Raw genomic sequence first — 13,148 nt, forward strand, 5'->3', positions numbered from 1 at the left:
TGGGACTTTTTTTCTACACAAAAATAGGCTCCATAATATCTATAGGGGATTTACCCACTACAAATATTATAGAGCCTAAAAAAGAAGTTGAGTTCAGTTTGTCTCAGCTTCTTTTATTTTCTACAAGAGAATGGTTGGACCGTAGAGACTTAACTTGGTCTTGACTTGGTCAAAGTGGAAGCGGTCATAGGCACGCCAAGCGGCGCGAGTAGGAGCATCTGGATCAAGAGCGCTGAGTCCCATGAGAAGACTGGAAGTCTGGTAAAATTTTTCCAGTTCAATCAAGACTCGATTATCCACTGTTTCAGCCTTGGTTAGAAAACCAAGAATAGAGTTTAGTTGCTCCTGAAAGCGGACGTCGTCAGCGGTTGCCTGTTTGCATGCTTGGTAGGCTTTGTTTAAGTTCGTAATCAAAGTCTGAGCTCTTTTGATGGGGTCTGTATCTGTCATGAAAATTCCTCCTTTAATCTGGGTGCTAGTCTTACTTCTAGCAACTGTGTTTTGGTACTGTTAGTCTATCACTTTTAGAGCTTTTTTCAGTCTCAAATCTTTAATTGTTCTTGAAATTTCCTGAATGGTCCTGTTAAGATTTTATGATAAAATAGTTGTAAGGTTATCATGCTTATTTGAGGAACAAGCTACCTTTCAGGAGCTTTGAAGGCCTGTTTAAGATTTGGTGGGCTTGTGTCAGAGTATTTTTGCTATTCTCTTTTTAGGAAGAAATCGAAACAAGGAGAGTAAGAAGATGAGAATATTTGTTTTAGAAGATGATTTTTCCCAGCAGACTAGGATTGAAACGACCATTGAGAAACTTTTGAAAGAACATCAGATCATTCCTAGTTCTTTTGAAGTCTTTGGTAAGCCAGATCAACTGCTGGCAGAGGTGCATGAGAAGGGGGCGCATCAGCTATTCTTTTTGGATATTGAGATTCGAAATGAGGAGATGAAAGGCCTAGAGGTGGCTAGAAAGATTCGGGATCGGGATCCTTATGCTCTGATTGTCTTTGTGACGACTCACTCGGAGTTTATGCCCCTGTCCTTTCGCTACCAAGTGTCTGCTTTGGACTACATTGATAAGGCCCTTTCGGCAGAAGAGTTTGAATCTCGTATCGAGACAGCCCTCCTCTATGCCAATAGTCAAGACAGTAAAAGTCTGGCGGAAGATTGCTTTTACTTTAAATCAAAATTTGCCCAATTCCAGTATCCTTTTAAAGAAGTTTATTATCTTGAAACATCGCCCAGAGCTCATCGTGTTATTCTCTATACCAAGACAGACAGACTGGAATTTACAGCCAGTTTAGAGGAGGTTTTCAAGCAGGAACCCCGTCTCTTGCAGTGCCATCGCTCTTTTCTCATTAATCCTGCCAATGTGGTGCGTTTGGATAAGAAAGAAAAACTGCTTTTCTTTCCCAATGGTGGGAGCTGTATGATAGCGCGTTATAAGGTCAGGGAAGTGTCTGAGGCTATCAATAACTTGCATTGAGCTAGGAGAGTTTATGAATATTGCTTGGATATTATTGTATACACTTGTTACTCATGGACTAGAAATTGTCATTTTCTTTAAGGTGGATGGAATTGGTCTCACTTTTGAGAGGATTTTTAAAGCCTTTCTTTTTAAGATACTGTTGGCCTTTGTTTTTTTAATGATTGGCTATATAGTAGGAGATAGTTTCCTATTTTATTTTATGGAACCCTTGTACGGCATAGGCTTGTCTTTCTTATTGTTAAGAGGGCTTCCTAAAAAACTCCTTTTCTTTTATGGTCTCTTTCCAATGATATTGGTGAATCTCTTTTATAGAGGAGTCTCCTATTTTGTGCTTCCATTTTTGGGACAAGTAATTGTAGATAAAGATAGCAATCCTATCTTTTTATTGATGAAGATATTCGTTTGCTTCATAGTTTTAATCTTTTTGAAATGGTTGAACTATGATTTCACTAACTTGAGAAAGGAGATTCTAGATAAAGGTTTTCAAAAGTCCCTGACTAAGATTAACTGGATAATGGGGGCTTACTATTTAGTGATGCAAAGTCTGTCTTTCTTTGAATATGAACAAGGTATTCAATCAACGACTGTTCGCCATCTCATCCTAGTCTTTTACCTGCTCTTTTTTATGGGGGTTATCAAGAAATTGGATACCTATTTGAAGGACAAACTCCATGAGAGATTGGACCAAGAGCAGGCCCTGCGCTATAGAGATATGGAACGCTATAGTCGGCATATAGAGGAACTTTACAAGGAAGTCCGGAGCTTTCGCCATGACTACACCAACCTCTTGACCAGCTTACGTTTGGGGATTGAAGAGGAGGATATAGAGCAGATAAAAGAGGTCTATGACTCGGTCTTAAAGGATTCTAGTGAAAAATTGCAGGACAATAAATATGACCTTGGACGACTCGTGAATATTCGTGATAAAGCCCTCAAAAGTCTCCTAGCAGGAAAGTTTTTAAAAGCTAGAGATAAGAAGATTATCTTTAATGTCGAAGTTCCTGAGGAGATTCAGGTAGAGGGGATGAGCTTGCTTGATTTTCTAACCATTGTGTCTATCCTTTGTGACAATGCTATTGAAGCCAGTGTAGAGGCCAGTCAACCTCATGTTTCAATTGCCTTTTTAAAAAATGGAGCACAGGAGACCTTTATCATTGAAAATTCCATCAAAGAAGAGGGCATCGATATTTCTGAAATCTTCTCCTTTGGAGCAAGTTCTAAAGGGGAGGAGAGAGGAGTTGGTCTCTATACCGTCATGAAAATTGTGGAAAGCCATCCCAATACCAGTCTAAATACCACCTGTCAAAATCAAGTCTTTCGTCAGGTTTTAACGATTCACTTGCTGTCAGTTGATGATTAGAAAACTTGTGAAAAAGAAGTACTGCCTGCAGTCACCAATTAAAATACTATAGTTTATGAGGTATCCTATATGAATAAGAAATCCTTTTTTATCATCTGTTCTACGTTGATTATAGCATCAAATCTTCTCATGATTTCCGTGGTGAATAAGGGAGAAGAAACGGGGAGCAACCTGTTTGTGATTGCTATAGCCTGTGTTTTGCTACCAGCCTTTTTATATGCAGTTGAAAACCAACTGACTTCATTGATAAGAGTAGAATCAATACTCCTGATTCAGTTGACAGTTATATCCCTACTCCGTCTTGTAAACAGAATAGAGAGGACGCCTGAAATTCTCAACATTATCATTACTCTCCTGGTTTTGGCAAGTGGGACAGCCTGTATCCTTGTTGCAATCATGAGAATATATGAGAACAGACGGAAGTAAGGCTGAATAGCTTTCGATGTATTTTCACATTGTTAAGTTCCCATAAGGGCAAGTATGTTTTTCATGCTTGCTTTTTAAATTTTTTACAATTCAAGATGTTTTGATGACCATTCGTGATTTGAGTGTTCCAAGGATAAAACGAGTGATATACTAACAGTGTAAAGGTTCTAGTTCAACAAACATTTAGGAGGAAATTTTATGAAGAAAAAAATACTTGTCATTTTCATCTTGTATCTAATCATGTCCATCTTTCTATATCCGCTTAGGGAAAGTATTTGGTATCAGCTATTTTATACCATAGCCTATATGATTGCGGTTGTGATCTATTTTGCTTTAACTAAAAAGAAAGGAGCAAAGAAATGAAAACTTTTCTTGCTAAAAAACGGAACATCTTCCTTATGAGATTGTTCCTAGGTCAGTTGCCCTTGCTTGTCTCTACTTATCTATTTCTATCTCGTAAGTTTTTAAATTTTTCCTTAGTTTTCCAATTTCTCTTAGTGGTTATTAACTTGGCTTCTATTTTGGTCACTGTTTACCTCACTAGGGAGATGAGGATAAGAGAGTTTGAAGATGATGATTTGGTTAGTCCTAGAACCAATCAACTCATGTATATCGGCTTGACAGGCTTTATGTCTATTATTTGTTTGTATAGAGGTATCACAGCAGGAGAATTCTACCAACAACTAATTGCCTATATTGGCGCCATTCTCTGCTTACTTATCATGCTTTTGCTCATTTGGGGCTTGAAGTATTATAAAAAGTAGTTTGCTTTCCTCTTCTGGATTAGAAGCTTCTATTAATAAAATGTTCGTGAAATAAATGAATGGAGGTATTTAATATGAAATACAGATTATTTCTTGTTATTTTCGTGAGTAGTATGTTGGATATTCTTTTAGGGACATTTTTACAAATCTCTAATGTCTCGATTGGATGGATTGTTCTCTACAGTGGCTTGTTTGAAGCAGGCATTTTCCTTCTTGCTAATAAAGGGGTGGCGGTAAAAATCAAGGAAGTAGACATTCAAAACCGCTTTAAATTTATTTTTGGAAAAACGGTATGGTTTCAAATTCTTTTGCTCATCTTTTTGATGGTCAAACTTTATCTTGGTTTGGATGTGAGGTTGATTTTATTCTATGGCCATATTTTCATTGTCTTTAATGCCTTAATGTATCTATTATCTAGTAGTCAGGTCAGTCTTAAAAAGAACAAACTGTCTTCTTAATCTTGCAGTAGTAGAGCCTGGCAAGGGTAGATCATAGTAGGGAGGAATTCTATGAAAAAACACCCTATTCTTTTCAAAACGAGTGCCATTCTTTCTTATTTGTTTCTATTTTTCGGATTGTTTTGGACAACCCAATTTTGGAGAAATTATTGGGAGTTCTCGTCTTGGGTAGGAAATCTTATCTGGATTCGAAACATCATCAGCCTTCTATTTATCGGCTTGATGATTTGGATTTTAGTCAGGTCGGGCCATGCTTATCTCTTTCGTATCCCTAGGAAAAAGTGGTTGAGCTATTCTGTTATGACGGTGTTAGCAGCTGTTGTGCTTATCTGCTTTAACTATCTGACAGCTAAACACGTTCAGGGAACCAATGAAGAGTGGAATTTGTTTATTGCCTATAGTGAGACAAATTTTGCGGAGTTGGGTGTTTATCTGACCTTAATCGTACTAGGACCTCTGATGGAAGAATTGGTATGTAGGGGACTGCTTCAACATGCCTTCTTTAAGAATTCGAGGTGGGGGCTGGATCTTCTCTTTCCGTCATTCTTATTTGCCTTGCCCCACTTTTCTAGCTTACCAACTCTTGCAGATATTTTTGTCTATACGGCAGTAGGCTGTCTATTTGCCTGGCTGACACGTTATACGAAGAGTATCTATCCTTCTTATTCGATTCATATTGTTAATAATATCATCGCAAACCTACCATTTTTGCTCACTTTTCTACATAGGGTCTTGGGGTAAAAAACCAAAAGGCTTGCTTTTCAGCCATAGAGGAGGTCATCATGTATAAACATTTATTTTTCCTAGATTCAAAAACCCTAGATTGGTTGACGCCCTATATTCTAGACTTGTCTTCTGACACCATTGCCTTTAATGTTTTTGTGCTAACCTTTGTATCTGTGGTGGTCTTTTATTTCCTAAATCCCATGCTATCTTTAATGGCTATCTTCTTAGGGGCTGGTTATGTGGTCGGATTTTGGTTACTCAAATGGTTTGTTTTGGAAAGGCTAGAGTTAAAGGATGAGTTGTAGGGGAGTTTGTTGAGGAGGATAGTTTTATGGAGTTTTTTGATAAATTTCATGCCTTGTGTTTTGGATTTTTAGTACTACTAATCGTCATTACAGTTCCTTATACGATTAACCATGGGGATTTTTTTCAAAATGAATCTGAATTGATTATTGTAAGTCTTCTAGTAACCTCGCTGAGTGTTGCTTATGCTAGAAAGTTTGAAATGATTTCTTTTGGGATGTTAAGCAAGAAACAACTTTTACTTTTCATTGCAATCTTTCTTCTAAGTGTGCTTGAGACGCTGGTTTATATTCATTTCTTCGCTATTTCTTCTGGCGCAGGAGTTCAACACTTGGCGGAAGTCAGCAGAGGAATTTCTCTGTCTTTGATTTTGGTAACCTCAGTTTTTGGACCCGTCCAGGAGGAACTCATTTTCAGAGGACTTCTTCAAGGTGCGGTTTTTGACAATTCTTGGTTAGGGCTTGTGCTAACTTCCTCTCTCTTTTCTTTTATGCATGGACCTTCTAATGTCCCTTCGTTTATTTTTTATCTACTTGGGGGCTTGTTGCTGGGCTTTGCTTATAAAAAGAGCCAAAACCTATGGGTTTCTACTCTAGTTCATATGTTTTACAATGCTTGGCCACTCTTATATTATTTATAAAAATCATGAAAGGTAAGCAGAAGACGGTGCTTGCCTTTTTCTTTCTATAATGATACCCAAGCCAATCCAGAGGCTTTTCTTTGAGAATCAGGTGTGGAGCGGTTGACGAATAGGCCAAAAACTAGTAGAATAGTAAGGAAACTTTATACGGAGGAAAGAAATGGATTTGGGTGATAATGAGCTAACACTGACTCCCATACCTGGGAAAAGTGGTAAGGCTTATATGGGTAGCTATCCTGATGGGAAGCGCATCTTTGTAAAAATGAACACCTCTCCAATCCTACCTGGTCTAGCTAGAGAACAAATTGCTCCACAATTATTATGGAGTCGCCGTTTGGCAGATGGGCGTGATATGTGTGCTCAAGAATGGTTGACAGGCAAGATATTGACCCCCTATGATATGAATCGTAAGCAAATCGTCAATATTTTAACCCGTCTACATCGCTCACGTCCTTTGATGACACAGTTGAGTCGTTTGGGCTATGCCATGGAAACACCTGTAGATTTACTACAGTCTTGGCAAGAAACGGCTCCAGATGCTTTGCGTAAAAACCATTTTATCAGTGAAGTGATGGCTGATTTACGTCAGACTATTCCAGGATTTAGAGAGGACTATGCGACCATTGTCCATGGAGATGTACGACATAGTAATTGGATTGAGACAGACAGTGGCTTGATTTATTTGGTGGATTGGGATTCGGTTCGCTTGACTGACCGCATGTTTGACGTGGCTCACATGCTCTGCCATTATATTCCAGAGCATCAGTGGAAGGAATGGTTGACCTACTACGGTTACAAGTACAATCAGACGGTATTAAATAAATTGTATTGGTACGGTCAATTGTCTTATTTGAGCCAGATTTCCAAGTATTATATGAACCAAGATTTAGAAAATGTCAATCGGGAGATTCATGGCTTGCGTCACTTCCGAGATAAGTATGGAAAGAGAAGATGAGAGTTAGAAATCGTAAAGGGGCAACAGAATTACTAGAGGCAAATCCCCAGTATGTGGTCCTTAATCCTTTGGAAGCCAAGGGGAAATGGCGGGACTTGTTTGGAAATGATAATCCCATTCATGTGGAAGTTGGTAGTGGAAAGGGTGCCTTTGTTTCAGGTATGGCCAAACAAAACCCTAACATCAACTATATCGGGATCGATATTCAAAAGTCTGTTTTGAGTTACGCTTTAGACAAGGTTCTTGAAGTTGGAGTGCCTAATATCAAGCTCTTGTGGGTGGATGGTTCTGATTTGACAGACTACTTTGAAGACGGTGAGATTGATCGCTTGTATCTGAACTTTTCAGATCCATGGCCTAAAAAGCGCCATGAAAAGCGTCGTTTGACCTACAAGACATTCTTGGATACCTTCAAGCGTATCTTGCCTGAAAATGGAGAAATTCATTTCAAGACGGATAACCGTGGCTTGTTTGAATACAGCCTAGTGAGCTTTTCTCAGTATGGCATGACACTCAATGGTGTCTGGCTAGATTTGCATGCCAGTGATTTTGAAGGTAATGTCATGACAGAGTACGAGCAAAAATTCTCAAACAAGGGTCAAGTTATCTACCGAGTTGAGGCAGAATTTTAAGAATTAGCCTGAAATCAGGCTGTATAAGTGCTTTTGCTTTACATAAGTTGGCAAACGTGCTATACTAAGAGTAAGAATATGAGAAAGTGAGGCGGGGAAATATCTTCGCCTCTTGCTTATGAGGAGGTGGACGCAATCGCAACAATCGTAGAATTAGTCAGAGAAGTTGTAGAACCTGTCATAGAAGCTCCTTTCGAACTCGTGGATATCGAGTATGGAAAGATTGGAAGTGACATGATTCTCAGTATTTTTGTAGATAAACCTGAAGGAATTACCTTGAATGACACGGCAGACTTGACAGAAATTATCAGTCCTGTTCTAGACACCATCAAGCCAGATCCCTTCCCAGAACAATATTTCCTAGAAATCACCAGTCCAGGCTTGGAACGTCCTTTAAAAACCAAGGATGCCGTTGCTGGAGCAGTTGGGAAATACATCCATGTCGGGCTCTACCAAGCCATCGATAAGCAAAAGGTCTTTGAAGGAACCTTGTTGGCCTTTGAAGAGGACGAGTTGACTATGGAATATATGGACAAGACGCGTAAGAAAACTGTCCAAATTCCATACAGTTTAGTATCAAAAGCACGTTTAGCAGTTAAATTATAGAAAAAGAAAGGATAGCTTTTGAGGATTCAAAAGTGAAGAAAACATGAGTAAAGAAATGCTAGAGGCCTTCCGCATTTTGGAAGAAGACAAGGGAATCAAAAAAGAAGATATCATCGACGCAGTAGTAGAGTCGCTTCGTTCCGCTTATCGCAGACGCTATGGTCAATCAGACAGCGTAGCCATTGACTTCAACGAAAAAACAGGTGATTTTACAGTTTATACTGTCCGTGAAGTGGTTGATGAAGTATTTGATAGCCGTTTGGAAATCAGCTTGAAAGATGCTCTTGCCATTAATTCAGCCTATGAACTTGGAGACAAAATCAAGTTTGAAGAAGCACCTGCTGAGTTTGGTCGTGTAGCAGCCCAATCTGCCAAACAAACCATCATGGAAAAAATGCGCAAGCAAACACGTGCCATCACTTACAATACTTACAAAGAACATGAGCAAGAAATCATGTCTGGTACTGTAGAACGCTTTGACAACCGCTTTATCTATGTCAACCTTGGCAGCATCGAAGCCCAATTGTCAAAACAAGACCAAATACCTGGAGAAGTTTTTGCTTCTCATGATCGTATCGAAGTGTATGTCTACAAGGTTGAAGACAACCCTCGCGGTGTGAATGTCTTTGTTAGCCGTAGCCATCCAGAAATGATCAAACGCTTGATGGAGCAAGAAATTCCAGAAGTTTATGATGGAACTGTTGAAATCATGAGCGTGGCTCGTGAAGCTGGTGACCGTACTAAGGTTGCCGTTCGTAGCCACAATCCAAACGTGGACGCTATTGGTACAATCGTTGGACGTGGTGGAGCGAATATCAAGAAGATTACTAGCAAATTCCACCCAGCTCGCTACGATGCTAAGAGCGACCGTATGGTACCAATCGAAGAAAATATCGACGTTATCGAGTGGGTAGCAGATCCAGCTGAATTTATCTACAATGCCATCGCTCCTGCTGAAGTTGACCAAGTTATCTTTGATGAAAACGACAGCAAACGTGCCTTGGTGGTTGTTCCTGATAACAAGCTTTCTCTTGCTATCGGTCGTCGTGGGCAAAACGTTCGCTTGGCAGCTCACTTGACTGGTTACCGTATCGATATCAAGTCTGCTAGCGAATTTGAATCCATGGAAGAAGCTGCTTCAGTAGAGTTGGAAGCAGAAAACGATACTGTAGAAGAATAAAAGCTGCTAGAGGAGGGAAAGATGAAAACGAGAAAAATCCCTTTGCGCAAGTCTGTTGTGTCCAACGAAGTGATTGATAAGCGTGATTTGCTCCGCATTGTCAAAAACAAAGAAGGGCAAGTCTTTATCGATCCAACAGGCAAGGCCAATGGCCGTGGCGCTTATATCAAGCTAGACAATAAAGAAGCCCTAGAGGCGAAAAAGAAGAAGGTCTTTAACCGCAGCTTTAGCATGGAAGTGGAAGAAAGCTTTTATGATGAGTTGATCGCTTATGTGGATCACAAAGTGAAAAGAAGAGAGTTAGGACTTGAATAAGCAAAAGATAAGCAATCTCTTGGGACTTGCTCAGCGAGCAGGCCGAATCATATCGGGTGAAGAATTGGTGGTCAAGGCCATTCAAGATGGCAAGGCCAAGTTGGTCTTTCTAGCCCATGATGCTGGACCCAACCTTACCAAGAAGATTCAAGATAAAAGTCATTATTATCAAGTAGAAATTGTAACCGTGTTTTCAACACTGGAATTAAGCATAGCAGTCGGGAAATCAAGAAAGGTTTTGGCTGTAACAGATGCTGGATTTACAAAGAAAATGAGGTCTCTTATGGAATAGAAGAGGAGGACATGATTTGTCTAAGAAAAGATTGTACGAAATCGCAAAAGAACTTGGAAAAGAAAGTAAAGAAGTTGTAGCGCGTGCAAAAGAGTTGGGCTTGGATGTGAAAAGCCACTCATCCAGTGTGGAAGAAGCTGTCGCTGCAAAAATAGCTGCCAGCTTTAAGCCTGCTGCTCCGAAAGCAGAAGCAAAACCTGCAGTACCAAAAGCAAGTGCAGAAAAGAAAGCCGAGAAGTCTGAGCCAGCTAAACCAGCTGTAGCCAAGGAAGAGGCAAAAGCGGCTGAGCCAGTTGCTCCTAAAACAGAAAAAGCAGCAACTAAACCGCAAAGCCGTAATTTCAAGGCTGAACGTGAAGCCCGTGCCAAAGAGCAGGCAGAACGACGCAAGCAAAATAAGGGCAATAACCGTGACCAACAACAAAACGGGAACCGTCAGAAAAACGACGGCCGCAATGGTGGAAAACAAGGTCAAGGCAACCGCGACAATCGTCGCTTTAATGACCAAGCTAAGAAACAGCAAGGTCAGCAAAATCGTGGAAATGAGCGCCGTCAACAAGAGGACAAACGTCCAAATCAAGCAGCTCCACGTATTGACTTTAAAGCCCGTGCAGCTGCCCTAAAAGCAGAACAAAATGCAGAGTACGCACGTTCAAGTGAGGAACGTTTCAAACAAACTCAGGCTGCCAAAGAAGCCTTGGCCCAAGCTAACAAACGCAAGGAACCAGAGGAAATCTTTGAAGAAGCTGCTAAGTTAGCTGAACAAGCGCAACAAGTTCAAGCAGTGGTTGAACCAGCTCCTGTGAAAAAAGAAGCTGCAGTGGATACACGTCGTAAGAAGCAAGCCCGACCAGACAAAGAACGTGATGATTATGATCACGAAGAAGATGGTCCTAGAAAACAACAAAAGAATCGAAGTAGTCAAAATCAAGTGAGAAATCAAAGAAATAGTAACTGGAATAACAACAAAAAGAACAAAAAAGGCAGTAACAAGAACAACCGTAATCAGACTCCAAAACCTGTTACAGAGCGTAAATTCCATGAATTGCCAACAGAATTTGAATATACAGATGGTATGACCGTTGCGGAAATCGCAAAACGTATCAAACGTGAACCAGCTGAAATCGTTAAGAAACTTTTCATGATGGGTGTCATGGCCACACAAAATCAATCTTTGGATGGGGAAACAATTGAACTCCTCATGGTGGATTACGGTATCGAAGCCAAACAAAAGGTTGAAGTGGATAATGCCGACATCGAACGTTTCTTTGTCGAAGATGGTTATCTCAATGAAGATGAATTAGTAGAGCGTCCACCAGTTGTAACCATCATGGGACACGTTGACCACGGTAAGACAACCCTTCTAGATACCCTTCGTAACTCTCGTGTTGCGACAGGTGAAGCGGGTGGTATTACTCAGCATATCGGAGCCTACCAAATCGTTGAAAATGGCAAGAAGATTACCTTCCTTGATACACCAGGACACGCGGCCTTTACATCAATGCGTGCGCGTGGTGCATCTGTTACCGATATTACCATCTTGGTCGTAGCGGCAGATGACGGGGTTATGCCTCAGACTATCGAAGCCATCAACCACTCAAAAGCAGCCAACGTTCCAATCATCGTAGCCATCAACAAGATTGATAAACCAGGTGCTAACCCAGAACGTGTTATCGGTGAATTGGCAGAGCATGGAGTTATGTCAACAGCTTGGGGTGGAGACTCTGAATTTGTTGAAATCTCAGCTAAATTCAACCAAAATATCGAAGAGTTGTTGGAAACAGTCCTTCTTGTGGCTGAAATCCAAGAACTCAAGGCAGACCCAACAGTGCGTGCTATCGGTACAGTCATCGAAGCACGTTTGGATAAAGGAAAAGGTGCGGTCGCAACCCTTCTTGTTCAACAAGGTACCTTGAATGTCCAAGACCCAATCGTTGTCGGAAATACCTTCGGTCGTGTCCGTGCTATGACCAACGACCTTGGTCGTCGTGTTAAGGTTGCAGGGCCATCAACACCAGTTTCTATCACAGGTTTGAATGAAGCGCCGATGGCGGGTGACCACTTTGCTGTTTACGAGGATGAAAAATCTGCGCGTGCAGCAGGTGAAGAACGTGCTAAACGTGCCCTTATGAAACAACGTCAAGCTACCCAACGTGTCAGCCTTGAAAACCTCTTTGATACGCTTAAAGCTGGTGAACTCAAGTCTGTTAACGTTATCATCAAAGCCGACGTACAAGGTTCTGTTGAAGCCCTTTCTGCCTCACTTCAGAAGATTGATGTGGAAGGTGTCAAAGTGACCATCGTCCACTCTGCAGTTGGTGCCATCAACGAATCAGACGTGACCCTTGCCGAAGCTTCAAATGCCTTTATCGTTGGTTTCAACGTACGTCCTACACCGCAAGCTCGTCAACAAGCTGAAGCTGACGATGTGGAAATCCGTCTCCACAGCATTATCTACAAGGTTATCGAAGAGATGGAAGAAGCCATGAAAGGGATGCTTGATCCAGAATTCGAAGAAAAAGTTATCGGTGAAGCAGTTATTCGTGAAACCTTCAAGGTGTCTAAAGTGGGAACTATCGGTGGATTCATGGTTATCAACGGTAAGGTTACCCGTGACTCTAAAGTTCGTGTTATCCGTGACGGTGTCGTTATCTATGATGGTGAACTTGCAAGCTTGAAACACTACAAAGACGATGTCAAAGAAGTTACAAATGGCCGTGAAGGTGGATTGATGATTGACGGCTACAATGATATCAAGACTGATGATGTGATTGAGGCCTATGTCATGGAAGAAATCAAGAGATAAGATAAGATTTTTGCTCCTTTCTTAGGTGGTGAGGGACGCAAGCAAACCAATGGTTTCATTGCTTATTTTTGAGCCTAAGGTCTCAAAAATCCCCTGTGATGGGACTGATAAATCAGTTCCATCACTTTCACCACAGCGAAAGAAGCGGATGATTTCAAATTGAACTTCGTTTCAATTTGAAATGAAAATCAATAAATTT

At 40.7% G+C, this 13,148-nt stretch carries 15 protein-coding genes; 14 read left to right on the forward strand and 1 reads right to left on the reverse strand.

All coding sequences use genetic code 11. The annotated features are described in order from the left end of the window. Positions 1–120 precede the first annotated feature (120 nt). Positions 121–450, reverse strand: a complete 330-nt coding sequence (locus tag QP439_RS05830) for a helicase BlpT (protein WP_265472972.1) — start codon at positions 448–450, stop codon at positions 121–123. 295 nt (positions 451–745) lie between these two features. Here QP439_RS05830 and QP439_RS05835 point away from each other — a divergent pair, with 295 nt between their 5' ends. From QP439_RS05835 to infB, 14 genes are all read left to right on the forward strand, one after another. Continuing rightward, positions 746–1,483 carry a response regulator transcription factor gene (locus QP439_RS05835; protein WP_265472971.1) on the forward strand — a complete coding sequence of 246 codons (738 nt, stop codon included), beginning with the start codon at positions 746–748 and terminating at the stop codon, positions 1,481–1,483. Between the two features lie 13 nt (positions 1,484–1,496). Next, positions 1,497–2,846, forward strand: coding sequence for a sensor histidine kinase (locus QP439_RS05840; protein ID WP_265472970.1), 1,350 nt, complete (start codon positions 1,497–1,499; stop codon positions 2,844–2,846). Between the two features lie 785 nt (positions 2,847–3,631). After that, positions 3,632–4,036 carry an immunity protein gene (locus QP439_RS05845; protein ID WP_265472968.1) on the forward strand — a complete coding sequence of 135 codons (405 nt, stop codon included), beginning with the start codon at positions 3,632–3,634 and terminating at the stop codon, positions 4,034–4,036. Between the two features lie 74 nt (positions 4,037–4,110). After that, positions 4,111–4,494 (forward strand): immunity protein, encoded by a 384-nt coding sequence (locus QP439_RS05850; RefSeq protein WP_265472967.1) that lies wholly within the window; start codon positions 4,111–4,113, stop codon positions 4,492–4,494. A 51-nt stretch (positions 4,495–4,545) separates the two neighbouring features. Next, entirely contained in the window at positions 4,546–5,235 is a 690-nt protein-coding gene (locus tag QP439_RS05855; protein WP_265472966.1) for a CPBP family intramembrane glutamic endopeptidase, read from the forward strand. Positions 5,236–5,276: 41 nt separating this feature from the next. Then, complete coding sequence (gene blpZ / locus QP439_RS05860; RefSeq protein WP_265472965.1) at positions 5,277–5,525, forward strand: immunity protein BlpZ; 249 nt, start codon at positions 5,277–5,279, stop codon at positions 5,523–5,525. Positions 5,526–5,551: 26 nt separating this feature from the next. After that, positions 5,552–6,163, forward strand: coding sequence for a CPBP family intramembrane glutamic endopeptidase (locus tag QP439_RS05865; protein WP_265472964.1), 612 nt, complete (start codon positions 5,552–5,554; stop codon positions 6,161–6,163). Positions 6,164–6,323: 160 nt separating this feature from the next. Beyond that, positions 6,324–7,118 (forward strand): cell cycle regulator CcrZ, encoded by a 795-nt coding sequence (gene ccrZ / locus QP439_RS05870; RefSeq protein ID WP_000363005.1) that lies wholly within the window; start codon positions 6,324–6,326, stop codon positions 7,116–7,118. Continuing rightward, on the forward strand, positions 7,115–7,750 hold the full coding sequence (gene trmB / locus QP439_RS05875; protein WP_265472963.1) for a tRNA (guanosine(46)-N7)-methyltransferase TrmB: 636 nt from the start codon (positions 7,115–7,117) through the stop codon (positions 7,748–7,750). The genes ccrZ and trmB overlap by 4 nt, the downstream gene beginning before the upstream one ends. A gap of 126 nt (positions 7,751–7,876) precedes the next feature. After that, positions 7,877–8,356: a ribosome maturation factor RimP gene (gene rimP, locus QP439_RS05880; protein WP_001808691.1), complete on the forward strand. Its 480-nt coding sequence runs from the start codon at positions 7,877–7,879 to the stop codon at positions 8,354–8,356. Between the two features lie 43 nt (positions 8,357–8,399). Then, complete coding sequence (nusA, locus tag QP439_RS05885) at positions 8,400–9,536, forward strand: transcription termination factor NusA (RefSeq protein WP_285388615.1); 1,137 nt, start codon at positions 8,400–8,402, stop codon at positions 9,534–9,536. 21 nt (positions 9,537–9,557) lie between these two features. Further along, a complete protein-coding gene (rnpM, locus tag QP439_RS05890) occupies positions 9,558–9,851 on the forward strand; it encodes an RNase P modulator RnpM (protein ID WP_125451476.1) in 294 nt (97 codons plus the stop codon). Then, positions 9,844–10,143 carry a YlxQ-related RNA-binding protein gene (locus QP439_RS05895; protein ID WP_001041390.1) on the forward strand — a complete coding sequence of 100 codons (300 nt, stop codon included), beginning with the start codon at positions 9,844–9,846 and terminating at the stop codon, positions 10,141–10,143. Before rnpM ends, QP439_RS05895 begins: the two co-directional genes overlap by 8 nt. 16 nt (positions 10,144–10,159) lie before the next feature. Further along, entirely contained in the window at positions 10,160–12,949 is a 2,790-nt protein-coding gene (gene infB / locus QP439_RS05900; RefSeq protein WP_265472961.1) for a translation initiation factor IF-2, read from the forward strand. Positions 12,950–13,148: the final 199 nt, after the last annotated feature.

This window comes from Streptococcus sp. UMB1203 (assembly GCF_030217725.1).
GTDB lineage: Bacteria > Bacillota > Bacilli > Lactobacillales > Streptococcaceae > Streptococcus.

Coding starts and splice junctions, on each gene's coding strand:
- QP439_RS05850 (WP_265472967.1), top strand. CDS start 4,111: ATGAAATACAGATTATTTCTTGTTATTTTCGTGAGTAGTATGTTGGAT.
- QP439_RS05840 (WP_265472970.1), top strand. CDS start 1,497: ATGAATATTGCTTGGATATTATTGTATACACTTGTTACTCATGGACTA.
- QP439_RS05835 (WP_265472971.1), top strand. CDS start 746: ATGAGAATATTTGTTTTAGAAGATGATTTTTCCCAGCAGACTAGGATT.
- blpZ (WP_265472965.1), top strand. CDS start 5,277: ATGTATAAACATTTATTTTTCCTAGATTCAAAAACCCTAGATTGGTTG.
- rnpM (WP_125451476.1), top strand. CDS start 9,558: ATGAAAACGAGAAAAATCCCTTTGCGCAAGTCTGTTGTGTCCAACGAA.
- ccrZ (WP_000363005.1), top strand. CDS start 6,324: ATGGATTTGGGTGATAATGAGCTAACACTGACTCCCATACCTGGGAAA.
- trmB (WP_265472963.1), top strand. CDS start 7,115: ATGAGAGTTAGAAATCGTAAAGGGGCAACAGAATTACTAGAGGCAAAT.
- QP439_RS05830 (WP_265472972.1), bottom strand. CDS start 450: ATGACAGATACAGACCCCATCAAAAGAGCTCAGACTTTGATTACGAAC.
- nusA (WP_285388615.1), top strand. CDS start 8,400: ATGAGTAAAGAAATGCTAGAGGCCTTCCGCATTTTGGAAGAAGACAAG.
- QP439_RS05865 (WP_265472964.1), top strand. CDS start 5,552: ATGGAGTTTTTTGATAAATTTCATGCCTTGTGTTTTGGATTTTTAGTA.
- QP439_RS05855 (WP_265472966.1), top strand. CDS start 4,546: ATGAAAAAACACCCTATTCTTTTCAAAACGAGTGCCATTCTTTCTTAT.
- QP439_RS05845 (WP_265472968.1), top strand. CDS start 3,632: ATGAAAACTTTTCTTGCTAAAAAACGGAACATCTTCCTTATGAGATTG.